This is a genomic window from Brachybacterium horti (assembly GCF_054777615.1).
In genome coordinates, this window is sequence record NZ_BAAHAM010000001.1 from 581,848 (window position 1) to 605,175 (window position 23,328).

Below are 23,328 nucleotides of genomic sequence, written 5' to 3' on the forward strand. Positions count from 1 at the left end.
TCAGGCGGTGATGGTGAGCGTGGAGCGGCTGCCCTCGCCGCGGCGCACGTGGATCTGCTCGGCGATCTGCGCCTTCATGTCGCCGACGTGGCTGACGATCCCGATGGTGCGGCCGCCCTCGGCGAGGCGCCCGATCTCGCGGACCACGGTCTCGAGCGTCTCGGGGTCCAGGGAGCCGAAGCCCTCGTCGATGAAGAGGGTCTCCATCTGCACGCCGCCGGCCTCCCCCATGACGATGTCCGCGAGACCGAGGGCGAGCGCGAGGGAGACGAAGAAGGTCTCGCCGCCGGAGAGGGTCTCGGGCACGCGCACCTGATCGGTGCGGCGGTCCATGACCAGCAGGTCCAGTCCCGTCTTCCGGGCGCCGCGGGCGCCGGTGTCGCGCAGCAGCTCGAGCTCCGACCCGGAGAACAGGGCCAGGCGCGCGTTGGCCGCCTCGACCACGGCGTCGAGCCGCCACTTGAGCACGTAGGTGGACAGCTGCACGCGCTCCCCGTCGGCCGAGCGACCCGTCGCGAGATCGGCGACGCGCACGATCACGCCGGCGCGCTCGCTCACGCTGCGCACCTCGTCGATCGCCCGGTCGAGGGCGGCACGGGCGGTGCGGCCGCGCTCGGCGACCGCCTCGAGGCGCGCCGCGGCTGCGCCGTCCTCCCGGGCGGCCGCCTGGGCGGCGGCGAGGGCCTGCGCGGTCGCGGTGACCGCGGCCAGTGCCTCCTCGAGGGCGGCGTCGGTCGTCGGGGCGCCCGCGACGCCCTCCTCGGCGAGGCCGTCGGCGAGGCGGGCCTCGTCCACGGCGCGGGCCTCGAGGAGCGTCGCGAGGCGCCTGCGCTCGGCGGTCTCGAGCACGGCGGCGCGGGCCTGCTCGTCCGTGGCGATCGCGGCGGCGGCGAGGGCGCTGGTGGATTCCTCCTCCGCCTCGCGGGCCCGCTCCTCGGCCTCGGTGCGGGCGCGCAGGGCGTCGCGCAGCGTGGTCGCGGCGGCGGCGCGGGCGAGGTGCGCGCGGCGCCGGTGGCCGACGCTGCCGTCCTCCCCGCGGGCCTCGACGATCCGCTCCCGGTCCTTCCCGATCGCGGTCGCGGCGGCCTCGAGGGCCGTCTCCGCGCGGGAGAGGGCGAGGTCGTCCGCCTGGCCTCGCCGGGTGAGCTGCTCGGTCTCGGCGTCGTGGGCGGTGATCCGCTGCTCGAGCCGGGAGGCCGTCTCCTGCGCCTCCTGCGCGGCCTTCACCCGGGTGGTCGCGGCCTCGAGGGCGGCGCGGGCGGCATCGGGCTCGAGCTCACCGGCGGCCTCGCGCAGGCGCGCGAGCTTCTCCTCGGCGAGGGCGTGGGCCTGCTCGGCGCGGGACCGTGCGGCCTCTGCCTCGACCCGGGCGGCCTCCGCGGCCTCGACCTGCTCGGGGCTCACGGCGTCCTCCGCCGGGTCCGCGCGGTGGGGGTGCTCGAGGGCGCCGCACACGGGGCACGGGTCGCCGTCCTCGAGGGCGACGGCGAGCTCGGCGGCGATCCCGGCGTAGCGACGGCGACGCAGCTCGGCCTCCGCCTCGGCGGCGGCCGAGGCGGTGGCCAGCGCCGACGTCCGGGTCTCGAGGGCGGCCCGGACGGCGGCGGTCTGCTGCTGCGCGGCGCGGGCGGCGGTCGCCTGCTCCGTCGCGGTGGCCTGCGCGAGCCGCGCGTCGGCGAGGCCGGCGGCACGGGTGCGGGCCTCGTCCCGCGCGGTGACGAGCTCCTCCCGGGCGGCGGGCCGCGCCTCGAGCAGGGCGGTGGCCGAGGCCAGGGCGGTGCGGGAGGCGGCGATCCGCTCGCGCTCCTCGTCGAGGGCCTTCTCCCGGGCGGAGAGCCCCGTCTCGAGGGCGACGAGATCGGCGAGGGCGCCGGCCGCGGTGGTCGACTCCTGGACGGCGGCGGCGAGGGCGGCGTCCGCCTCCGCGGCCCGGGAGCCGTCGGCCGTCCCGTCGGTCCCGGCGGCGCCGTCGGGCAGCAGCGCGAGCAGGTCGGGGCGCTCCTCGCCGGTGCGGGAGGCGAGGTCGGCGAGCGCCTCGATCGCGGCGGCGGCGCGGGCGCGGGCCTCGTCGCGGCGCCCGAGCGCGGAGACGACCGGCCGGGCCGCCTCGTCGCGGGACAGGGCGGTGCGTGCCCCGTCGACGGCGGGTTTCTGCTCCTCGAGCCGCGCCGCGAGGGACTTCAGCTCGCGGCGGCGGTCGATGCGGCGGGCGGCGAGGGCGGCGGCCTCGGCGGCGGTGCGCGCCGCCTGCTCCGCCTGCTGCGTCGCGGCCGCGCGGGCCGTGGCCTCCTGCGCGCGCGTCGTGACGCCGGCGAGGGCGGCGTCGGCCCCCTCGGCGAGCGCCTCCGGGCGCAGGGCCTGCGCCTGCCCGGTGAGGGCCGCCTCCTGCTCCCCCTCGACGCCGGTCGCCTCGACGAAGCGCGCGAGCGCTCGGCCGAGCGTCTCCTTCGCGGCAGTGACCTGCTTGTTCGCATCGACACGCATCTCGGCGAGGCGCTTCTCGACCAGCTCGTACAGCTCGGTGCCGAAGACCCGCTGGAGCACCTGCTGGCGCTCGGCCGTGCCCGCGCGCAGGAAGCGGGCGAACTCGTTCTGGGGCAGCAGGACCGTCTGCGTGAACTGCTCGCGGCTGAGGCCCACGGCGCGCTGGATCTCGCGGCCCACCTCGTCCATGCGGGTCGCGACGACCTCGAGGCCCGCACCGCCGCCGGCGGAGTCCGCGACCACGGCGGGGATGAGCTCGGGCGAGCCGATCCGCCAGAGCACGGCCTTGGCCTGCTCCTTGGTGGTGCCCGTGCCGCGCTGCTTGGGGCGCTGGAACTCGGGGCTGCGGCGCACCCGGAAGATCCCGGCGCCGGTCTCGAACACGAGGTCCACGACGCTCGGCTCGGTGGGGCCGGCGAACTGGGAGCGGATGCGATCGGTGCTCGTGGCGCTGCCGGCGACCTGGCCGTAGAGGGCGTAGACGATCGCGTCGAGGATCGTGGACTTGCCGGATCCGGTGGGCCCCTCGAGCAGGAACATGCCGCTCGCGCCGAGGGCGGCGAAGTCGACGTCGACGGTGCCGGCGAAGGGACCGATCGCGGTGAGGCGCAGGTGGTGGAGCTTCACGAGGCGGCCTGCTCCCGGCGCACGTGCGCATAGGCCTGCTCGAGCACGTCGTGCTCGGCGGGGCTCGGGGCGCCGCCCGTCGCGTCGGTGAGGAACTGGTCCATGACCTCGAGCGGATCCGCCTCGCGGCGCACCACGGGGGCGGCGGCGCCCTGCTCGCGGCCCTCCGGCGCGTACTCGGTGAGCAGCAGCTCGGGGAACGCCTCCCGCAGCCGCTCCTGCAGGTGGGCGGGGCGAGCGGGGTCCGTGACGACGGCCTTGACCCAGTCCCGGCCGTGCTCCTCGCCCTCGGCGAGGATCTCCTCGAGCGTGCCGCGCAGCTCGGTGAGGCGCCGCGGCACGGGCGTCGCGAGGCGCTCGACCTCGACCTGCCCCCGCTCCCCCAGCTCCACGAGCAGCACGGCCTTGCGGTGGCGGCGCTCGGAGAAGGAGAAGGCGAGCGGCGACCCGGAGTACCAGGCGGGGGCGCCGACTCTCGCCGTGAGGTCCTGGCAGCCGTGGAGGTGGCCGAGCGCGAGGTAGTCGATGCCGCTCAGCACCCCGGCGGGCACGGAGTCCACGCCGCCCACGGAGAGGTCCCGCTCGGAGTCGCTGCCCTCGCCGCCGGTGACGAAGGTGTGGGCGAGGACCACGGTGCGCGCCCCGGGGTGCGCGGCCGCCCGCTCCCGCACCCGGTCCAGGGCCGTGCGCGTGACGGCCTCGTGGCTGCGGGCGAGCGGCGCCTCCTCCCGGCCGACGAGCGCGGTGCGGGCGACGTCCGGCTCGAGGTAGGGCAGGCCGAAGAAGAGCACCTCGCCGTGCTCGTCCTCGACGCTCACGGGGTGCTCGATGCCGGGGAGGTCGGTGAGCAGGTGGATCCCGGCGCGCATCAGCTCACGGCCGAACCCGAGACGGTCCGCGGAATCGTGGTTGCCGGGCGTGATGATGACGGTGGTGTGCTCGGCCAGGCGGGCGAGCGCCCGGTCCAGGAGCCGCACGCTCGAGACGGCGGGGACGGCGCGGTCGTAGACGTCGCCGGGGACGACGACCACGTCCACGGCGCGCTCGACCACGGTCCCCACGAGCCAGTCCAGGAACGCGGCCTGGTGCTCGTGCAGGTCGACCTTGTGCAGGGTGCGGCCCAGGTGCCAGTCCGAGGTGTGCAGGATCCTCATGCCCCCGAGCCTACGAGCGGGGGCCGACGAGCGAGGACCACCGCCGCCGCTGTGGAAGGCGCGTCTCAGCGCCCGAACGCGCCGCCGGCCAGCAGGCGCTCGAGGACCTGCGCGACGCCGTCGTCCTCGTTGCTCGCGGTGACCTCCGCCGCGACCTCCCGCACCTCGCCCGCGGCGTTGCCGACGGCCACGCCGTACCCCGCCCACGCGACCATGTCGCGGTCGTTCGGGGCATCGCCGAATGCCAGAACCTCCTCCCGCGCCACGCCCAGCGCGTCGCACAGCCGGGCGAGCGCGGCGCCCTTCGTGATCCCGGCGGGCTGCACCTCGAGGAACGGCGCGCCCGAATGGGTGAGCTCCACGCCCTCGACGCCCAGCGACCGCGCCGCCTCGAGCAGGGCGTCGGCCGGCAGCGCGGGGTGGCGGGCGAGGAACTTCAGGCTCGCCGTGCCGGTGACGAGGTCCCACCCGGCCGGGATCATCGTCGCCGGGTCGCGCTTGTGGTCGGCGTAGCGCACTCCGGCGATGTAGTCCTCCTCGGCGACGAACACCTCGCCCCTGTCCCGGACGCTCGCGAACAGCACGCCGGGGACCGCCCGCCGGAGGGCGTGGGCGAGCTCCCGCTGCGCGGCCACGGCGACCGTCTCCTCCCAGAGCGTCTCCCCCGTGCCCATGTCCACGCACAGTGCCCCGTTGCTGCACAGCACGCGGCCCTCGAACCCCGCCGCTGCCGCGATCGCCCGCACGCCGATCGGCTGCCGGGCCGTCACGGGGATCACCGCCGCGCCGGCGGCGCGCACCGCGTCGAGGGCGGCCCGGGTGCGGGGCGCCACGGACCCGTCGTCCCGGAGCAGGGTGCCGTCGAGGTCGGAGGCGACGAGTCGGAAGGTCACCCTCGGAGAGTACCGGCGCGCTCTGTCCCCCTCCGCCGCACCCCACCACGGGCCCGCCGACGCGCGTAGCGTGACGCCATGAGCACCGCCGCGCAGGGCCCGTCCACCACCACCACCGAGAGCACCACCCCCGAGGATCGCCCCGACCCGCAGACCGTCACCGCGGACGTCGTCGTGATCGGCGGCGGCCCGGTGGGCGAGAACCTCGCCCAGTACGCGATCGAGGGCACGGACCTCACCGCGGTGATCGTCGAGCGCGAGCTCATGGGCGGGGAATGCTCCTACTTCGCGTGCATGCCCTCCAAGGCCCTGCTGCGCCCGATCGACGTCGCGCACACGGCCGCCCACCTGGACGGGCTCACCACCCCGCGGATCGAGCCGGCGGCGCTGCTCGCCCGCCGTGACGCCTGGGTCTCCGGCTACGACGACGCCGGCCAGGTCTCCTGGGCCGAGGGCGCGGGGATCCGCGTGGTGCGCGGGCACGCCGTGCTCACGGGAGAGCGGGAGCTGCGGGTCGGCCCCGGCGAGGGACCGGCGGCGGGCGCCGATGCGGTCACCGTGCGCGCCCGGCGCCGGGTGGTCATCGCGACCGGCTCCGTCCCCGCGATCCCGGAGGCCGTCACCGGCATCGAGCCGTGGACCTCGCGGGATGCGACGGGCGTGGTCGAGGTGCCGGCCTCCCTCGCGATCGTGGGCGGCGGCGTGGTCGCGGTCGAGGCGGCGACCTGGATGGCGGCGCTCGGCAGCGAGGTGACCGTGATCGTGCGGGGCGAGGGCCTGCTCGGCGCGGAGGAGCCCTTCGCGGGCGTCCACGTGCGTGAGGCGCTCGAGGCCGCGGGCGTCACCGTCCTCACCGGGACCACCGTCGCGTCGGCACGGCGCGAGCGGGCGGAGGCGACGGGCCTGGGCCGCGTGCACGGCGGCGAGGTGACGCTCGAGCTGAGCGGCGGAGACGCGGCAGGCGAGGCGGGCACGCTCACCGCCGCCGAGGTGCTCGTGGCGACGGGGCGCCGCCCGCGGCTGGACGACCTGGGCCTGGACGCCCTCGGCCTCACGCCGCAGGACGTGACCTCCGGCGGCCTGCCGTCGTGGCTGGCGGCGGTGGGCGATGCGAGCGGGGAGGCGCCGCTGACGCACTGGGGCAAGTACCGCGCCCGCGTGCTCGGCGCCGCGATCCGCGCGGAGGCGCTGCGCGGAAGCGGGCAGGCCGACGAGACGGAGCCGGTCCCCGAGGAGGTCCCCGTCCCGCAGGTGATCTTCACCGGCCCGCAGGTGGCCCGCGTGGGGCTCACCGAGCGGACCGCGCGGGAGGCGGGTCATGAGGTGGTCACGGCGCAGGTGCCCTTCACCGGCGCCGCCGGCACGGCGCTGCTGCGGGACGACGCCGCCGGGACCGCGCAGATCGTCGTCGACGCCGCCTCGCGGACCCTGCTCGGGGCGACGCTCGTGGGCCCCGAGGCCGGGGAGCTGATCCACGCCGCGACCGTCGCGATCGTGGGCCGGGTGCCGGTCAGCGTGCTGCGGCACGCGGTCGCCAGCTACCCGGCGGCCTCGGAGATCTGGCTGCGGCTGCTCGAGGAGCTGCCCCGCGAGTTCCGGGTGCGCTGAGGGGCGACCGGGGTCGGCGGCGACCGCCGCAGCAAGGGCCAGGAAACCGCTGGTCACCGGTCCCCGACTCGCCGCCTGCTACGACGCCTTCGACGGCGAGCGCGACGACCTCGACCCTCCGCTTCCGGACCGAGGCCGAGCTGCGCGCGTCCCTCGCGGAGGCCGGTCCCGATGTCCGGGAGATCCGGGAGGCGCCGGACCGGCCGGGCCGCGAGTTCGTGGTGATCGCCCGCGCCGTGTGAGCCGTGCGGGGCGGGCGCGGCCGCACTGGGCGGGCACGGCCGCCGGGACGTGGCCCCGGCGGCCGTGGGATCAGCCCTCCTGGCCGGTGCCCGTGTAGAAGCCGTAGGTCGCGTCCGCGTTGCGCTGGGCGACCTCGGGGTCCTCGCCGGAGGCGGTGTGGGCGACGGCCCAGCCGTCGGCCGCGCCGCGGTAGAAGGCGCGTCCCACCTCGGTCCCGGCCCAGGCCTCCGCCTCCGCGGGGCCGAGCGAGCCCTCGACGCCGCCGAGGTGCAGGGAGAGGCCCAGCAGGCCGCCGTCCCAGCCCACGCCGGTCGCGCCGGGTCCGAAGGTCTCCCACATCTCCGCGGGGACGTCGGCGACCGTGCTGCTGTGCTCGAGCTCGAAGCGGGTGGACTCCTCGGAGACCGCCTCGAGGCGCACGGTCACCCAGGAGACGCTGCCCATGGCCTCCCAGGTCACGGAGTAGGCGGCGGCGCCGTCGGCCGGGGGCTCGCAGCTGGTCACCTCACCGCCGGCCTGCCCCTCGAACTGGTAGCGGCCGCCCTCGCGCAGCTCGCCGGAGATCGGGAGGAACCAGCGGGCGATGCGCTCCGCGGTGGTGACGGCCTCCCAGACGTCCGCGAGGGCGGCGGGGTAGTCCTGCTCGAGGGTCTGGACGTGCTGGGGCTCGCCGTCGCGCTCCTCGACGCGGTAGGCACGGCTGACGGAGGCGAGCTGGGTGGGGACGTCGACCATGTCAGGTCTCCTTCTCGTGGGGTGGGGTCGCGAGGCGGCGCTGCCGCTTCCCGCGGGCGATCTCGGTGCCGAGCGCGTCGAGCTTCGGGAGCCAGAAGCGTTCGAAGGGGGTGAGCCACTGCCGGGCCTCGGCGGGCCCGCGCGGGTCCACCGCGTAGAGGCGGCGCCTGCCCTCGGGGCGGACGCTCGCGAAGCCGTGCTCGCGCAGGACCTTCAGGTGCTGGGAGACGGCGGGCTGGCTGATGGCGAACTCCGCCTGGACCACCTCGCCGATCTCGCCCGCGCTGCGCTCCCCGCCCGCGACGAGGAGCTCGAGGATCCGTCGCCGCACGGGGTCGCCGAGGACGTCGAGCGCGTGCACGCGGCCATCCTGCCCATTCGCGTCATATAAGTCAACGCTTAAGTGCGGGGAAGGGAGAGCGGACGGGGCGGGCAGAGTGCTCGGGGCAGACAGAGTGGGTGTGGCAGACAGAGTGGGTGGGGCGCGGGACGAGCGGCGCTCAGCGCCGGGAGCGGACCAGCAGCCGCACCAGGATCCCGGTGGCCACCACGCCGAGACCCGCGAGGAGCGTCGGCCACGGGAGCGCGGCGACGAGCAGCACGCAGCCCGCGAGCCCCACGACCTGGAGCGCCCGCGGGAACAGCCGGTCGTCACCCCTCTGGGTGAGCGCCGCCGCGTTCGCGACCGCGTAGTACAGCAGCACACCGAAGGACGAGGCCGCGACGGCCGTGAGCGCGCTCGGCACGAGCAGCACGAGCGCCACGACGAGCGCCCCGACCGTCACCTCCGCCCGCCACGGCACCTCGAAGCGCGCCGAGACCGCCGCGAGCGGGCGCGGGAGATCTCCCTCGCGCGCCATCGAGAGCATCGTGCGGGAGACCCCGGCGACGAGCGCGAGCAGGGAGCCCGCTGCGGCGGCCGTCGCCCCGATCGTCACGACGAGGGTCCACCCACCGCCCGCCCCGACGGCCGCGAGCGCGGAGACGAAGGGTGCCGGGCCCCAACCGGCGGCGTCCGGAGCGGGGCCGACGAGCACGAGCAGCACCGCGAGCAGCACGTACAGCGCGAGCACGATGCCGAGGGCCAGCAGGATCGCCCGCGGGATGGTGCGGCGCGGGGCGGTGACCTCCTCCCCCAGCGTCGCGACCCGGGCGTAGCCCGCGAAGGCGAAGAACAGGATCGCCGCGGCCTGCAGCACCGCGAGGACCACGCCGAGGGTGCCGTCCGGCACGTCCGCGAGCGGTCCCGGGACCGCCGCCGCGAGGCCCGTGGCCGTGGTCCCACCGGTGGCCACGGCGTCCCCCTCGGCCGCTCCCCCGGCCTCCCCCGCGCCGTCGGCCCCGATGGCGGGCCCGGTGACGACGCCCGCGGCGAGGCGGCCCGCGGTGAGCAGCAGGGCACCGAGCGCGACGGCGACGAGCACCCGGGCGAGCGCCGCCGTGCGGGTGACGCCCACGAGGTTCACCGCCGTGAGGAGCAGGACCACCCCCGCGGCGACGGGCCGCCGCCAGGCCTCCTCCGGCACCAGGTACGCCGCGACCACGAGCGCCATCGCCGCGCAGGAGGCCGTCTTGCCGATGACGAAGCACCAGCCGGCGAGGAAGCCCCACCCGTGCCCCAGGAGCTCACGCCCGTAGACGTAGCTGCCGCCGGAGGTCGGGTAGCGAGCGGCGAGCTGGGCGGTCGAGGTGGCGTTGGCGAGCGCGACGACGGCCGCGAGCAGCAGCGCCGCGAGCACGGCGGGACCGGCGAGATCCGCCGCGGCACCGAGCGAGACGAACACGCCCGCGCCGATCATCGCGGCGAGGCCCACCGCCACGGCATCGGTCAGGCCGAGGCGCCGCGAGAGCGCCCCGGCCTCAGCACCGGTCGAGGTCAGGGCTCAGCCCTGCCGGCCCTTGCCCTTCCCGATGCCGCTGTTGCTGCCACCGGGGGTGCCGTTGTTCTTCCCGGGGCCCTTGTTGTCGTTGTCCCGGCCCTTGCCGTGGCCGTTGCCGTTGCCGTTCCCGTTCCCGCCGCCGGAGGCCGGGGCGAACTCGGCGTCCAGGCCGGTGATCATCGGGTTGTGGTCCGAGGAGGCGAAGGGGCCCTCCTGGTACAGCTCGGTGACGTTGGTGTTCGCGCGGCTGTACAGCGCGAGCGGGGACTCGGCGCCGTTGATGGACCAGTCCGTGGCGCCGGTGATCCGCTCGCGAGCGGAGTCGTTGGCGAGCACGTGGTCCAGGGAGCCGGTCATGCCGTCGAAGCTGTAGGACCAGCCGTCCTCGTCGAAGGTGGAGCCGAGGTCCGTGTAGCCGGCCTCGTAGAACACCTGCAGCGGGTCCTCCTGAGTGTAGGCGTTGAAGTCGCCGCCCAGCAGCACGTCCTCGACGCCGAGCGCCTCCTGCTGCTCCTGCACCCATGCGTTCAGGGCGTTCGCCTGCGCGAGGCGGGAGGTGCGGGAGTTGCCCTGCACCGGATCCGCGGGGAGGGAGGCGTCCGCGGCGTCCTTCGAGCCCTTGGACTTGAAGTGGTTCACGGCGAAGAAGAACGGCTCGCCCTGCACGGCGCGGCCCTTGCTGTCCTGGCCGACGGGCGCGAACACCTGGCCCAGCGGCTCGCGGGCGTTGGAGAACGCCGGGTCGCCGGCGAGCACCACGGCGTCGCCCTGCGGGGCGGCCGCGGCGGGCTTGTAGATGAGGGCGCTCGCGATGACGTCCTGGCCGGCGTCGGATCCGGCGGCCTCGTAGGCCGCGGCGGTGGGCACGTACGCCCAGGTGCCGGCGCCGTCCTCCTCGTTCAGGGCGGCGACGAGGGTCGCGGTGGCCTCGTCGGCCTCCTCCCCGAGCCGTGCGGAGTTCTCGATCTCCATGAGGCCCACGACGTCGAGGCCGGAGGTGGAGATCGCGTCGACGATCTTGGACTGCTGGCGGTCGAGGTCGTCCTGGCCCCAGGCGCCGCGCGGGTCGCAGCCGCCGCGCACGGAGGTGCCCTCGCCGGCGCGGTCGGTGTACGGCTCGCAGCCGGGGGTGTCCTCGCCGAGGGTCGTGAAGTAGTTGAGCACGTTGAAGGTGCCCACCTGGAGGTCGCCGCCCACCTCATCGGGCGTCGCCTGACGGGTGTCCTCGAAGCTGATGCCGTCGGTCGCGGAGGACTCCCACGGGGTCGTGGGCTGGAGGCGCCAGGCGTCGAAGGAGTAGGAGAGCACGACGGGCTCCTCGAAGCCGACGCCGGCGCCCACGCGCACGGGCTCCTCGGTGGAGAGGTAGGACATCGGCACGTCCGTGGCGGTGGAGAAGTTCGTGGTCTTCCCGTCGTCGAGCAGGATCATGTCCTCGAGCTGCTGCTGGTAGAGGGCAGTCGCCTCGGCGCCGGGGCGCAGGGTCTCCGCGGGCTGGCGGTACGCCTGGTCGCCGATCGCGAGGCCCACCTCGCCGTACTTGTTCGTCTCGTACACGTCGGTGACGGTGAGGTCGCCCTCCGCGGGCAGGATCAGCATGCTCTCGAGTCGCTCGCGCTGCTCGGGGTCGGTGGGGAACCCGCCGGTGAGGACGGCCGGCTCGACGGGCGCGAGCTCGGCGTCCGGGGTGGTGAGGCCGCCCGCGGCGACGGAGATCTGGGTCGCGTCGTAGTACTCGGAGACCTGACCGGTGACCTTCACGCCCTGCCCGATCTCGACGTCGCCGACGGTGGCGGGCGAGTGCACGAACAGGCCCTGCGAGGCCTCCGCGGTCGCCGGGTCGATGTCGCCGCCGGTGCCGCCGGTCTGGATGACGAAGCCGTTCAGGCCGCCGGTCGCGTAGACGGCGGTGACGACGCCCTCGGTGGTGACGGTGGTCCCGGCGAGCGGGGAGGCCGCGCCGGTGCCCTGGATCTCCGCGATCGGGACGACGGCGCCCGGCTCGACGGGGTCCGTCGGCTCGGTGGGATCCGTGGGGTCCGTCGGGTCGGTCTCGGAGCCGGAGGGCTGCGGGGTGGGGGCGCCGGCGGTGAAGTCCGCGGCGTTGTCCCCGGTCTCCGCGGTGCGGGAGGCGGAGGTGGCGTTCGTGGTCGCCGCGGCGGGGGCGGTGCCCGCGTAGGTCGCCGCGCCGCCCCAGCCGAGCAGGTCGACCACGGCCTTCTCGCCCGCGCAGGTCTCGAACTGGCAGGTGAGGGCGCCGCTCGCGTTCGAGAGGGCGACGACGCCGCCGGTGCCGGCCAGGGCGAGGCTGCCGGTGAGGTCCGGCGTGGGCAGCGCCTCGGTGCCGCCGTTGCCCTGGGCGAGCTGGACGAGGAAGGTGCCGCCGGCGGGGACGGAGCCGGAGAGCTTCAGGGTGTTGCCGGCGGAGAACGCGCCGGTCTTGGAGGCGTACTGCAGGGACCAGCCGTCGAGGCTGATCGCGGCGTCGGAGGTGTTGCGCAGCTCGACGAAGTCGTGGGTGTAGGTGGCGCCGGAGTTGCCGCCGCCACCGTAGACCTCGCTGATCTGGAGGTCGCCCGGGGGCAGCAGCGGGGCGGCGAGCGCGGGGGCGGTGAGGGCTGGCGTCAGGGCCGCGCCGAGGGCGAGGGCGGCGGCGCCGCAGGTCAGGCGGCGCAGCGGGAGCAGGCGGGGGGTCATACGGGACTCCTCGTGGTCAGGGTGGGGAGAGGGAGGGGACGAGCGCGGGACGAGCAGGACAGGGGCCGACGGGCGTGGGCGCGGTGCGGGCCGGGGAGGTGGACTCCCCGGCCCGCACCGCTTCGTGGGTCAGCTCTTCTTCGAGGAGCCGTTGCCCTTGCCGCTGTTGTTGCCGGGGCCGCGGTTCGGGTTGTCGGCGGGGCCGTTGCCCTTGTCGTGGCCCTTGGCCTTGCCCGTGCCGCTGTTGTTGCCGGGGCCGCGGTTCGGGTTGTCCTTCCCGTGGCCGCTGCCGTCGTCGGTGCCGGTGCAGTCCTCGCCGCCGGTGACGGTGACGGTGCGGGTCACGGAGGTGCCGGTCTCGGGCTCGCCGGAGATCGTCACGTCGAAGCTGTCGCCGTCCGCGAGGCAGGTCTCGGGGTCGATGGTGACCTGGGTGGTGGCGCGGCCGGTGGCCTCGTCGACCGTGACGGGGGCGGTGAACACGCCGAGGTCACCGGCGTCGACCGTGGCCTCGGTGATCTGCGGGGCTCCGAGGGACAGGGAGTCCAGGCCGGTGATGGTCAGGCTGGGGACGGTGTCCCCGCTCTGCTGCACGTCGAGCTGGCGCTGGGAGTGGTCGGGGGCGAGGTCGGGGTTCGCGCCGAGGTACTCGACGAAGGCGTCGCGGTCCAGCACACCGGAGTCGCGCACGTTCGTGGCGCCCGTGAGGGCCCACATGTTGTCGCCGCCCTCGAAGAGGAAGCTCGCCGCGACGATCGTGTACACGGCGTCGTCGGTGATCGGCTCGCCGTTCACGCGGATCTCGACGACGCGGTCGTCGAAGGGGCGGGAGGAGTCGGTGACGTACTCGACGTTGTTCGAGACGCTGAAGGCCAGGAAGCGACCGGTGTCCGCGCCGTCCTCACCGCGCTGCCACTGCTGCTCGAGGACCTCCTTGAGCTGGGCGCCGGTGATGTCGCCCGAGTTCAGGGTGTTGCCGAAGGGCACCATCGAGTTCGCCTCGGCGTAGGTGACCACGCCGTCGCCCTCGTCGCCGGCGGCCGCGTCCCACAGTTCGGCGCGGATCCCGCCGGGGTTCATGAGGCCGATGACCTCGTGCTCCTGGGCGGCGCCGCGCTCCTCGAGGTACCACTTCATGGAGTCCGCGAGCATGTTCCCGGCGGCGGAGTGGCGGGTGCGGTCGTCGCCCTTGGTGCTGCCCTGCTTGTCGGGCGCCGGCTCGGTCAGCGGCACGCGCACGCCGTCGGCGTCGTACGTGGCCTTCGTATCGTTCCAGGAGGTGGTCACGTCGCCCGTGATGGAGCCGACGGGCACGGCGCCCTGCACGGCGGCGTCGGCGATCGCGTCCGCGGCGACCGTGGAGGCGGCCTCGTAGGTGGCGTTCCCGGCGCAGGATGCGAGGTCGGCGTCGGCCGTGGGGAGGAGGGTGGTGCCACCGGTGGCCGCGTCCCAGTCGCCGTCCGCGCCCAGGTTCAGCGTGATCGAGCCGAGGTTCGCCCCGCTCGCGCCGGTCTGGACCACGGGGCGGACCTCGCCGGACTGGCCGGGGACCGGCGCATCGAAGGCATAGGTCTGGTGGGAGTCGCCGTTGAAGATCGCGTCGACCTCGGGGGACGTGTCCGTGACGATCTCCTCGAAGATCGGGTCGCTGTTGGCGGGGGCGGAGCCGACGGCGCCGCTGCCGCTCGCACCCTCATGGTACGAGGCGACGAGCACGTCGTATTCCGCGCCGGAGGCGTCGAGCTCGGTGATCGCCTCGTTGACGGAGGTGACCGGGTCGCGGAACTCGAGGCCCTCGATCGCGGCGGGGCTGACCTTGGCGAGGGTCTTGGTGGTGACGGCGCCGACGACGGCGACCTTCACGTCCCCGGCCTGCACGATCGTGTACGGCTCGTGGAGACGCTCGCCCGTCGCGGAGACGTACACGTTCGCGGCGAGGTCCGGGAAGTCGGTGCGCGGCTCGATGCGGCCGGTGAGGTCGTCCTGGCCCTGGTCGTACTCGTGGTTGCCGATCGCGGTGGCGTCGACGCCGAGGGCGTTGAGGTAGTCGATGGTCGGCTCGTCGTGCGCGACGGCGGACTCGAAGGCGGAGCCGCCCACGTTGTCGCCGGAGGAGAGCAGCACGGTGTTGGGGTTCGTCCCCTCGGCGGTGACGACGGTGCAGGCGAGCTTGTCACCAGCGCTCAGCGCGCCGTGGAAGTCGTTGATGCCCAGCAGCGTCACCTGGTCGCCCGCGGCGAGCGCGGAGGCGGGGGCGGCGGCGAGCACGGCGGTGGACAGGGACACGGCGGCGATGCCGAGTCCGGCGGCGGCGCGGCGGGCGGCGCGGCGCGGGACCGATGAGGACATCTGAGGAGCTCCTGACGCAGAGGGGTGGGTAACCGAGGGGGATCAGCGGGAGGTGACCGGGGCCGGGCGCGGGGTGCGGGTCCGCCGCCGGCAGGGCCGTCGCCCATTCAAGCGCCCACCCCAGCGCTCCGTTCGGTGTTCGCACCGACGGTGATCGGAGCGTTATCGAACATTCGCCGGGCGTACTCCTGACCGTCGCCGGGGAGTCGTCGGCCGCGTCGGCCGCGTCGGGTGCGTCTCCGGGGCGGGCGTCGTCGCGCGTCTCGTCAACCACATCCGGGGGGAGCGGGCATGGGACCTCCGTCCCGGATTGGGTAGCATCGAGCCGACCTCCCCGCGGAAGGGCGTCCGGCGCCTCGACCGTGCAGGCACCAGACTGCCGTCCCGCCCTACAGACCGTCATCCTCCCGACGAAGGGCCCGCCCGACGCGGCACGCTCGGACCGGCTCCCGCCGACACCCCGAAGGAGCTCCCCCATGGTGTTGCCGTTCCTGGCACGTCGTCCCACCGTCCCCGCGAAGGACGGCGGGAGCTGGCCCCACGTGGTGATCATCGGAGGCGGCTTCGCGGGGGCCAACGCGGTGCTGGGCCTGGCGGATTCCCGCGTGCGCGTCACCCTCATCGACCGCAACGTCTACAAGACCTTCCAGCCGCTGCTCTACCAGGTGGCGACCGCGGGCCTGAACCCGGGCGACGTCACGATGTTCCTGCGCGGCCTCTCGCTCAAGGTCCCCAACATGCGCTACCGCCAGGGCGAGGTCATCGGCGTAGACCCCGAGCAGAAGGTCGTCACCGTCGACGAGGGCCAGCGCGGCGAGAAGCGCCTGCGCTACGACTACCTCGTGCTCGCCAACGGCGCCACGACCACCTACTTCGGCACGCCGGGCGCCGAGGAGCACGCGATGCCGATGTACTCGCGCTCGCAGGCCATCGCGATCCGCGACCGTGTGTTCTCCGAGCTCGAGCGCGCGAGCCGCGCCCGCGACGGGGACCTGCTGCACGTCTCGATCGTGGGCGGCGGCCCCACCGGCGTCGAGATCGCCGGTGCGCTCGCCGACTTCCGCAAGCAGGAGCTGGACATCCTCTACCCGGAGCTCGACCCGGGCACCCTGAACATCCGCCTCGTGCAGCGCGGCGGCGAGCTCATCAAGGAGTTCCGCGAGGAGTTCCGCGAGTACGCGGCGCACGAGCTCGAGGACCGCGGCGTGCATCTGTGCCTGGGTCACGGCGTGAAGTCCGTGGGCTACGACTACGTGACCCTCGACGACGACACCGTCCTCGAGTCCGACATCACCATCTGGGCCGCGGGCGTCGCCGTCGCGGACGTCGTGAAGACCTGGGGCCTGCCCCAGGACAAGCGCGGCCGCCTCGACGTCGACGAGAACCTCGAGGTCAAGGGCTTCCCGGGCGTGTTCGCCGCGGGTGACGTGGCCGGTGGCGACGGCTCCCTCCCCCAGCTCGCCCAGCCCGCCATCCAGGCCGGCCGCGCGGTGGCCCGCGCGATCGCGGCCGACGTCGCCGGCAAGGCCAAGAAGCCCTTCCACTACGTCGACCTCGGCACGATGGCGACCATCGGCCGCCATGCCGCGATCACCGAGATGCCGGAGCTCCCGGGCGTCGGCTCGATCGGCCTCAACGGCACCGTCGGCTGGTTCGCGTGGCTCGGCGTGCACGTCACGAAGCTGCTGGGCCACCGCAACCAGCGCGCCGTCGCCATGAACCTGCTGTCCCTGTACGGCGGCACGCGCGCCACCCACCAGCCGAACCCGGTGGTGGGCGAGGTCGACTCGCTGCGCGCGGCCCGCGAGTTCGAGGAGCAGGCCCGGCACCGCAAGTTCGGCGCCAACCACCAGGCCTGAGCGCCCCACGACGGGGGCGGGAGCCGGGGCAGATGCCCTGGCCCCGCCCCCGTTCGCATGCCCGGGGTCCGGTCCATGCGCGGCGAGCCCGACGAGCCCGGCCCGCCCGGCCCACGCTCGGCCCGCCCGCCCCTCAGCCATGCCCGTTTGCGCACCTGGCTTCCGAAAGTGGAACTCAGACGCGCAAACGGACACCGGCCTCCTCCCGGACCATGTCCGTTTGCGCACCTGGCTTCCGAAATCGGAACTCAGGTGCGCAATCGGACAGGGAAGAACGGGCGGGGACCCGAGCGGAGTAGCCGGGTCCAGGTGACGGGGGCAGGGACCCGAGCGGTGGGGCCGGGGCCAGGTGGCGGGCCCGGCAGCTCAGGCGGTGGGGGCCGGGAGCGCGGCGAGCAGGGCGATGACGGCCTCCGCGGCCTCCGCGCCCTTGTCCTCGCTCGACCCGGGCAGGCCCGAGCGGTCGAGCGCCTGCTGCTCGTCGTCGCAGGTCAGCAGCCCGAAGCCGACGGGCTTGCCCGTGCGCAGCGAGACCTCCATGAGCCCCTGGGTCGCGGCCTGGCAGACGTACTCGAAGTGCGGGGTGCCGCCGCGGATCACGGTGCCGAGGGCGACGACGCCGTCCGCCCCCTCGGCGGCGCGGAGGGAGCCGAGCGGCAGCTCGAAGGAGCCGGGCACGCGCAGCAGCTCGTGGGTGGCGCCGGCGGCGTCGAGGGCGCGCTGCGCACCGGCGACGAGGGCGTCCATGATCGTGTCGTGCCAGCTCGCGGCGACGATGACGACGTGACGGCCGTGGCCGTCGGGGGTGAGGGCGGGGGCTCCGGCCTTGCTCATGAGAGGGGTCCTTCCGTGGGGGTGGTGGTGTCGGGGCAGGTGGGGTCGGTGATGTCGAGCAGCTCGGGCGGGAGGTGGTGGCCCATCTCCTCGGCCTTGGTGCGCAGGTAGGCGGTGTTCTCGGGGACCACGCCCACCACGAGCGGCGAGACCTGCTCGACGCCCACGCCGTGCTCGGTGAGCTGCGCGGCCTTGTCCGGGTTGTTGGTCAGCAGGTCCACGCGGGTCGCGCCGAGGTCCTGGAGGATCGCGGCGGCGGCGCCGTACTCGCGGGCCTCCGCGGGCCAGCCCAGCTCGAGGTTCGCGCTGACCGTGTCCCGCCCCTGGTCCTGGAGGGCGTAGGCGGCGATCTTCTCGGCGAGGCCGATCCCGCGACCCTCGTGGCCGCGCAGGTAGACGACCGCGCCGCCGTCGCGGTCGATCGCGGCGAGGGCGGCGTCGAGCTGGGGGCCGCAGTCGCAGCGCAGCGAGCCCAGCGCCTCCCCCGTCAGGCACTCGGAGTGCACGCGCACGGTCGTGACGGCGTCGGGCCCGATCTCCCCGGCCACGAGGGCGAGGTGCTCGGCGCCGGTGCGGCGGTCGCGGTAGGCGTGCACGGTGAGCGCGCCGTGCCGGGTGGGCAGCTGGGCGGTGGCGACGCGGTGCACGCGCGGGGCGGGCCCCGCGGCGCCGGGCACGGGCACGGCGGCGCGGGTCGCGGCGGTCGCCCGGGCGTCGAGGTCCGCGGCGAGGTCCGCGATCGTGAGGAGGGCGAGTCCGTGCTGCTCGGCGAGGCGCTCCGCCTCGGGCAGGCGCATGACGTCGCCGTCGTCCCGCACGAGCTCGCAGATCATGCCGACGGGCGGCAGGCCCGCGAGGCGGCACAGGTCCACGGCGGCCTCGGTGTGGCCGGGCCGCTCGCGCACGCCGCCGGCGACCGCGCGCAGCGGCAGCACGTGACCGGGTCGGATGAGGTCCTCGGGTCCGGCGTCGGCCGCGGCGAGGGCGCGCAGGGTGCGGGTGCGGTCCGCGGCGGAGATCCCGGTCGTGACGCCCTGGGCGGCGTCGACGCTCACCGTGTAGGCGGTGCGCAGCGGGTCGCGGGTGCGCGGGACCATGAGCGGCAGCTCGAGGCGGTCGGCGAGCTCCGCGGGCAGCGGCGCGCACAGGTAGCCGGAGGAGTGCCGGACCGTCCAGGCGACCCAGTCGGGGGTGGCGAGGGCGGCGGAGAGGATGACGTCGACCTCGTTCTCGCGGTCCGCGGAGTCGGCGACGAGCACGGGGCGGCCCTCGCGCAGCTCGGCGAGGGCGCGGGCGACGCGGGCCGAGCGCTCGTCGTCCACGGGCCCGGGGGCGGGGCCTCCGGCGGGGGCGCCGTCTGCGGGGCGGTTCGTGCCGTGCTCGGTCATCGTCCCTCCCCCTCCGCGGCGCCGTCGGCGGTGCTGCTGGTGAAGCCGGTGAGGCGGGCGACGTAGCGGGCGATGACGTCGACCTCGAGGTTCACGGCGTCGCCCTCGCGGAGCGTGCCGAGGGTCGTCGCCTCGAGCGTCGCGGGGATGAGGGAGACGCCGAAGGAGTCCGCCCCGGCGGAGGTCACGGTGAGGGAGACGCCGGAGACGGTCACGGCGCCCTTCTCCGCGACGAGCGGCGCGATCTCCGCGGGCAGGGTGAGCAGGAGGTCCTCCCAGCGCCCCTCGCCGCGGCGGGAGAGGAGGCGGCCCACGCCGTCGACGTGCCCCTGAACGATGTGGCCGCCCAGGCGGGAGTCGGCGCGCAGGGAGCGCTCGAGGTTAACGGGGGCGCCGGCGGCCTTCTCGCCGAGCGCGGTGCGGCGCAGGGTCTCCGGGACGGCGTCCACGGCGAAGCTGCCGTCGCCGGGCAGCTCGACGACGGTGAGGCACACGCCGTCCACGGCGATCGAGTCGCCGAGGCCCGCATCGGAGGCGGCGAGCGGGCCGGTCAGGAGCAGGCGGGCGGAGCCGTCGGGCTGCGGGGTGAGGGAGGTGAGGGTGCCGATCTCCTCGACGATGCCGGTGAACATGGGGTCTCCTTCGGTGGGGGTCAGGCGGGGCGGGCGACGAGGAGCACGTCCTCGCCGAGCTGATCGACGTGGACGGTGCGCCAGCGCAGGGCGCGGTCGATGGTGGTGATGCCGAGGTCGCCGACGGCGGCCGTGCCCGCGCCCAGGTGCACGGGGGCGAGGTAGGCGTGGAGCTCGTCGACGGCGCCCGCGCGGAGGAAGGCCGTCGCGAGGTGCGGGCCGCCCTCGACGACGACGCGACGCACGCCGCGGGCGGCGAGGTGGGCGATGACGAGCGCCGGGTCGTGCGTGGTCACCTGCAGGAAGCGGCCGTCGGATCCGCGGATCCGCGCCGTCGCGGGCACGGGACGGCGGCCGACGGCGACCCGCAGCGGCTGAGGTCCTGCTGCTGCCCCGGCGGGGCGGGCGGTGAGGGCGGGGTCGTCGGCGCGGACGGTCCCGGTGCCCACGACGATCGCGTCGACGCCCGCGCGCACCCGGTGCGCGTGCTCGCGGGCGGCGGGGCCGGTGATCCAGCGGCTCGTGCCGTCCGCGGCGGCGACGCGGCCGTCGAGCGTGGTCGCGGTCTTGAGGATCACGCGCACGGCAGGCCGGGCGGCGCGCGCATACCAGGGGCCGATGAGGTCGAGGGCCGATTCTGCGAGCTCCTCCCCCACGGCCGCGGGGCCGCCGGCGACGTCGATGCCGGCGGCGGCGAGCTCGGCCCCGCCGCCGCCCTCGGCCGCGCCCGGATCGGGCAGGGCGAAGACGACGCGGGCCACGCCCGCCTCGCGGAGGGCGCGGGCGCAGGGGCCGGTGCGGCCGGTGTGGCGGCAGGGCTCGAGGGTGACGACGGCGGTGCCGCCGCGGGGGTCGTGGCCGCGGGCGGCGGCGTCCGCGAGGGCGTCGGCCTCGGCGTGCGGGGTGCCCGCGCCGCGGTGATGGCCCTCGCCGAGGGTCGTCCCGTCGGGGGCGAGGAGCACACAGCCGACCTGCGGGTTCGGGGTGTCGGCGGGGCCGCGGGCGGCGAGCTCGAGGGCGCGCCGCAGCGCGGCGTGCTCGGCGGCGGGCAGCACGATGGCGGGCAGCGGCGCGGTGCCTGCGGCGGCGGGCTGCGGAGGGTGCGGGTCGTGCACGGTCGTCCTCCCGGAGTGCGGTCCGGGGAGATGGCCTGGAGCGTGCACAGGGCCATGGACGACGCCGGGGGTCGACGCAGGGTGCACGCAGGGCGCACCAGGCGTCGCCTGGGCGACGCCACATCTCCTCCCATCCGGACTTTCACCGTCGGTCCTGGAGTTCCACCAGGTCAACCAGCTCCCGAAGGAGCTGGGTCGCGGACTGTCACCGCCGGCTCAGAGTTTCACTGACCCCGGAGAATGTGGTTCATTCGCGGACCACCGTAGCACCGGCCCCGAGCGGGAGCGGCGGCGGCGTCGGCCGATGAACAATCGCGGGGCACAGCCGCGCGGATCCGGCGCGGATCAGGCGCGGATCAGCCGCCGAGGGTGCTGCGCAGCAGGAAGGCGGCGCCCATCGCGCCGATCGCGAGCACCGCCAGGGTCGCGAACAGCATCGGCAGGCCGCTGCGGGTCAGCGCCCCCTGCGCGGTGAGCGAGCGGTGCGCGCGGCGGTACCCGGTCGCGGCGAGCAGGTAGGCGAGCACGGAGAGGGCGGCGCCGAGCACACCGCCCACCACGGCGAGCGTGCCCAGCGCATCGAGCGCGAAGCGCATGGCGACGAGGCTGCCCACGGCGAAGGAGAGGCAGGTGCGGCGCCAGGCGAGGAGGGTGCGCTCGGGCTGCAGGCCCGGGTCGAACACGGCGCCGCGGACACCGGCGCCGCCGTCGGCCCCACGACCGCTGCCGGCGCCGGTCACACCCACATCCCGAGGGCGACGAGCGCGGCGGCGATCACCACGCCGATCACGATCACGCCGCCCACGCCGAGCCCCGGCAGCGGCAGGCCGCGGCGCAGGGCGCGCTCGGTCTGCCGCCAGCCCCACCAGGCCTGCAGCGCGGCGAGCGTGCCGAGCACGAGGAACACCGCGGCGGCGGAGGCGCGCCAGACGAGCGGCTCGGGGATCGCGAGCGCCTCGAGGGCGAAGGCCCCGGCGTAGAGCGCGAGCGCCGTGCGCACCCAGGCGAGGAAGGTGCGCTCGTTGGCGAGGCTGAAGCGGGGATCGGGCTCCTCCCCCTCTCGGTACACGGAGGCGGGGAAGCGTCGCTGCTGTTCGGTCATGAGTCCTCCGTGCGGCGGGCGTCGGGGATGCGGAGCGCGACGGTGCGGAACCAGGCGGCGCCCATCGAGGAGTTCGGGGTGCTCCGGGAGCGGGCGGCGTGCTCCCCCAGAAGGGTAAGCGGAGACGCGGGCGGAGATCGCGTGCCCCCGGGGGCCTCAGCCTTCGAGGGAGCCCGCGCTGTCGATCCCGGCGTGCAGGAGCTGCAGCCAGCGCTCGCGCACGGCGGGCGGCTGGTCGCTCGGCACGGTGGCCATGAGCAGGTACATGTCCTCCAGGGTGATGCCCGCACGGATGTCCCCGGCCTCCTGCGCCATGACCAGGAGCTCGGAGAGCGCCGCGACGGCGGCGAGCTCGTCGGGCTCCTTGCGCAGCACCTCGAGTCCGAGCGCACGGGCGGCGGCCTTGACGTGGTGCTGCGCGGCGGCGGAGTCAGTCACCCGGGAGAGGAAGCCGGCGACCTCGGTCGCGGCACGGGATCCTGCGCGGGCCCGCGCGAGGCTGGCCTCGGCGTCCTCGGCGACGGTGCCCACGAACTCGTCGATGACAGCGGCGACGAGGTCGGTCTTGGACGGGAAGTGCCGGTAGAGGGTGCCGACGGCGACGCCGGCGGTGCGGGCGATGTCCTCCATGGCGGCGTCGGCGCCGTGGGCGTCGACCTCGGCGCGGGCGGCGTCGAGGATGCGGCGGCGGTTGCGCACCGCGTCGGCGCGCGGGGCTCGCGGGGTGGTCACGGGTGCTCCTCGGGGTGGACGACGGGCGGTGTCGGCGACGGGCCGACGGCACAAGGGGATGCGGATCACCCTTGCGCCAACATGAATCCCGGTTCATGATGAACCTGAACACTGATTCACCTTACATCGGGAGATCGAGATGACCACCAGGACCGCACTCGTCACCGGAGCCTCCTCCGGCATCGGCGGGGCCACCGCACGCCGGCTGCAGAGCCTCGGGTTCACCGTCTACGGCGCGGCCCGCCGTGTCGACCGCCTCGAGGAGCTCGGGGCCGACGGCGTCCGCCCGCTCGCCATGGACGTCACCGACGACGCCTCGATGCAGGCCGGCATCGACCGGATCATCGAGGAGACCGGCCGCATCGACGTGCTCGTCAACAACGCCGGCTACGGCTCCTACGGCGCCCTCGAGGACGTCGACATCGACGAGGGTCGTCGCCAGTTCGAGGTGAACGTGTTCGGCGCGATCCGCCTCGCCCAGCTCGCCCTCCCCCACATGCGCAGCCGGCGCTCGGGCACAATCGTCAACATCACCTCGATGGGCGGCAAGCTGCACACGCCGCTCGGCGGCTGGTACCACGGCACGAAGTTCGCACTCGAGGCACTCAGCGACTGCCTGCGGCTCGAGGTCGCCCCCTTCGGCATCGACGTGGTGGTCATCGAGCCCGGCGGCATCGCCACCGAGTGGGGCGGCATCGCCGCGGAGCACCTCGAGAAGTCCGCCGGCACCGGCGCCTACGCGGACCAGGCCGCCGCCGTCGCGACGTCCCTGCGTTCGGAGGCGAACGCGAACCGCAACTCACCGCCGTCGGTCATCGCCGACGCCATCGGCACCGCCGTCACGGCCCGCCGCCCGAGGACCCGCTACGCGGTCGGCTTCGGCGCGAAGCCGCTGATCGCCGCCCGCCGCATGCTGAGCGACCGCCATTTCGACGCGCTCATCTCCCGCGCGACGGGGATGCCGCGCCGCTGACGCGGATGAAGTTGCCGTCGGGG

Annotated in this window: 18 protein-coding genes and 1 riboswitch; of the genes, 3 read left to right on the plus strand and 15 right to left on the minus strand. The window is 75.3% G+C overall.

Features of this window, described 5'->3' with window-relative positions; genetic code table 11:
- The 3 genes from ACYVAP_RS02825 to ACYVAP_RS02835 form a co-directional block, all read right to left on the minus strand.
- Entirely contained in the window at window positions 1–3,111 is a 3,111-nt protein-coding gene (locus ACYVAP_RS02825) for a sbcc family protein (RefSeq protein WP_498859428.1), read from the minus strand.
- Window positions 3,108–4,265, minus strand: coding sequence for an exonuclease SbcCD subunit D (locus ACYVAP_RS02830; protein ID WP_264451697.1), 1,158 nt, complete (start codon window positions 4,263–4,265; stop codon window positions 3,108–3,110). The genes ACYVAP_RS02825 and ACYVAP_RS02830 overlap by 4 nt, the downstream gene beginning before the upstream one ends.
- Before the next feature lie 65 nt (window positions 4,266–4,330).
- Window positions 4,331–5,158, minus strand: coding sequence for a Cof-type HAD-IIB family hydrolase (locus ACYVAP_RS02835; protein ID WP_498859429.1), 828 nt, complete (start codon window positions 5,156–5,158; stop codon window positions 4,331–4,333).
- Between the two features lie 78 nt (window positions 5,159–5,236).
- Here ACYVAP_RS02835 and ACYVAP_RS02840 point away from each other — a divergent pair, with 78 nt between their 5' ends.
- Window positions 5,237–6,766 (plus strand): dihydrolipoyl dehydrogenase family protein, encoded by a 1,530-nt coding sequence (locus ACYVAP_RS02840; protein WP_498859430.1) that lies wholly within the window; start codon window positions 5,237–5,239, stop codon window positions 6,764–6,766.
- Window positions 6,767–7,078: 312 nt separating this feature from the next.
- On the opposite strand, the gene ACYVAP_RS02845 is transcribed toward ACYVAP_RS02840, so the two are convergent.
- The 5 genes from ACYVAP_RS02845 to ACYVAP_RS02865 all read right to left on the minus strand — a co-directional run bounded on the left by ACYVAP_RS02845 (window position 7,079) and on the right by ACYVAP_RS02865 (window position 14,670).
- Window positions 7,079–7,744 (minus strand): SRPBCC family protein, encoded by a 666-nt coding sequence (locus ACYVAP_RS02845; protein WP_498859431.1) that lies wholly within the window; start codon window positions 7,742–7,744, stop codon window positions 7,079–7,081.
- 1 nt (window position 7,745) lies between these two features.
- On the minus strand, window positions 7,746–8,105 hold the full coding sequence (locus ACYVAP_RS02850; protein WP_498859432.1) for an ArsR/SmtB family transcription factor: 360 nt from the start codon (window positions 8,103–8,105) through the stop codon (window positions 7,746–7,748).
- A 139-nt stretch (window positions 8,106–8,244) separates the two neighbouring features.
- Window positions 8,245–9,564 carry an APC family permease gene (locus tag ACYVAP_RS02855; RefSeq protein WP_498859433.1) on the minus strand — a complete coding sequence of 440 codons (1,320 nt, stop codon included), beginning with the start codon at window positions 9,562–9,564 and terminating at the stop codon, window positions 8,245–8,247.
- Between the two features lie 63 nt (window positions 9,565–9,627).
- Window positions 9,628–12,321 carry an ExeM/NucH family extracellular endonuclease gene (locus ACYVAP_RS02860; protein WP_498859434.1) on the minus strand — a complete coding sequence of 898 codons (2,694 nt, stop codon included), beginning with the start codon at window positions 12,319–12,321 and terminating at the stop codon, window positions 9,628–9,630.
- 129 nt (window positions 12,322–12,450) lie between these two features.
- Window positions 12,451–14,670, minus strand: coding sequence for a bifunctional metallophosphatase/5'-nucleotidase (locus ACYVAP_RS02865; protein ID WP_498859435.1), 2,220 nt, complete (start codon window positions 14,668–14,670; stop codon window positions 12,451–12,453).
- Between the two features lie 476 nt (window positions 14,671–15,146).
- Between ACYVAP_RS02865 and ACYVAP_RS02870 the strand changes: the two genes are divergently transcribed.
- On the plus strand, window positions 15,147–16,529 hold the full coding sequence (locus ACYVAP_RS02870) for an NAD(P)/FAD-dependent oxidoreductase (protein ID WP_498859436.1): 1,383 nt from the start codon (window positions 15,147–15,149) through the stop codon (window positions 16,527–16,529).
- Window positions 16,530–16,895: 366 nt separating this feature from the next.
- Here ACYVAP_RS02870 and ribH read toward each other — a convergent pair whose 3' ends face one another.
- From ribH to ACYVAP_RS02905, 7 genes are all read right to left on the minus strand, one after another.
- The gene (gene ribH / locus ACYVAP_RS02875; RefSeq protein WP_498859437.1) at window positions 16,896–17,363 is read right to left on the minus strand and encodes a 6,7-dimethyl-8-ribityllumazine synthase; all 468 of its coding nucleotides are present in this window, start codon (window positions 17,361–17,363) and stop codon (window positions 16,896–16,898) included.
- On the minus strand, window positions 17,360–18,751 hold the full coding sequence (ribA, locus tag ACYVAP_RS02880; protein ID WP_498859438.1) for a bifunctional 3,4-dihydroxy-2-butanone-4-phosphate synthase/GTP cyclohydrolase II: 1,392 nt from the start codon (window positions 18,749–18,751) through the stop codon (window positions 17,360–17,362). Before ribA ends, ribH begins: the two co-directional genes overlap by 4 nt.
- Window positions 18,748–19,383: a riboflavin synthase gene (locus tag ACYVAP_RS02885; RefSeq protein WP_498859439.1), complete on the minus strand. Its 636-nt coding sequence runs from the start codon at window positions 19,381–19,383 to the stop codon at window positions 18,748–18,750. The genes ribA and ACYVAP_RS02885 overlap by 4 nt, the downstream gene beginning before the upstream one ends.
- Before the next feature lie 20 nt (window positions 19,384–19,403).
- The gene (gene ribD / locus ACYVAP_RS02890; RefSeq protein ID WP_498859440.1) at window positions 19,404–20,498 is read right to left on the minus strand and encodes a dihydrofolate reductase family protein; all 1,095 of its coding nucleotides are present in this window, start codon (window positions 20,496–20,498) and stop codon (window positions 19,404–19,406) included.
- A 118-nt stretch (window positions 20,499–20,616) separates the two neighbouring features.
- Window positions 20,617–20,744, minus strand: a riboswitch (FMN riboswitch).
- 110 nt (window positions 20,745–20,854) lie between these two features.
- The gene (locus ACYVAP_RS02895; protein ID WP_498859441.1) at window positions 20,855–21,238 is read right to left on the minus strand and encodes a YidH family protein; all 384 of its coding nucleotides are present in this window, start codon (window positions 21,236–21,238) and stop codon (window positions 20,855–20,857) included.
- The gene (locus tag ACYVAP_RS02900) at window positions 21,235–21,600 is read right to left on the minus strand and encodes a YidH family protein (protein ID WP_137769771.1); all 366 of its coding nucleotides are present in this window, start codon (window positions 21,598–21,600) and stop codon (window positions 21,235–21,237) included. Before ACYVAP_RS02900 ends, ACYVAP_RS02895 begins: the two co-directional genes overlap by 4 nt.
- A 156-nt stretch (window positions 21,601–21,756) precedes the next feature.
- Window positions 21,757–22,332, minus strand: a complete 576-nt coding sequence (locus tag ACYVAP_RS02905) for a TetR/AcrR family transcriptional regulator (protein WP_498859442.1) — start codon at window positions 22,330–22,332, stop codon at window positions 21,757–21,759.
- A gap of 139 nt (window positions 22,333–22,471) precedes the next feature.
- Here ACYVAP_RS02905 and ACYVAP_RS02910 point away from each other — a divergent pair, with 139 nt between their 5' ends.
- Window positions 22,472–23,305, plus strand: coding sequence for an oxidoreductase (locus ACYVAP_RS02910; protein WP_498859443.1), 834 nt, complete (start codon window positions 22,472–22,474; stop codon window positions 23,303–23,305).
- Window positions 23,306–23,328: the final 23 nt, after the last annotated feature.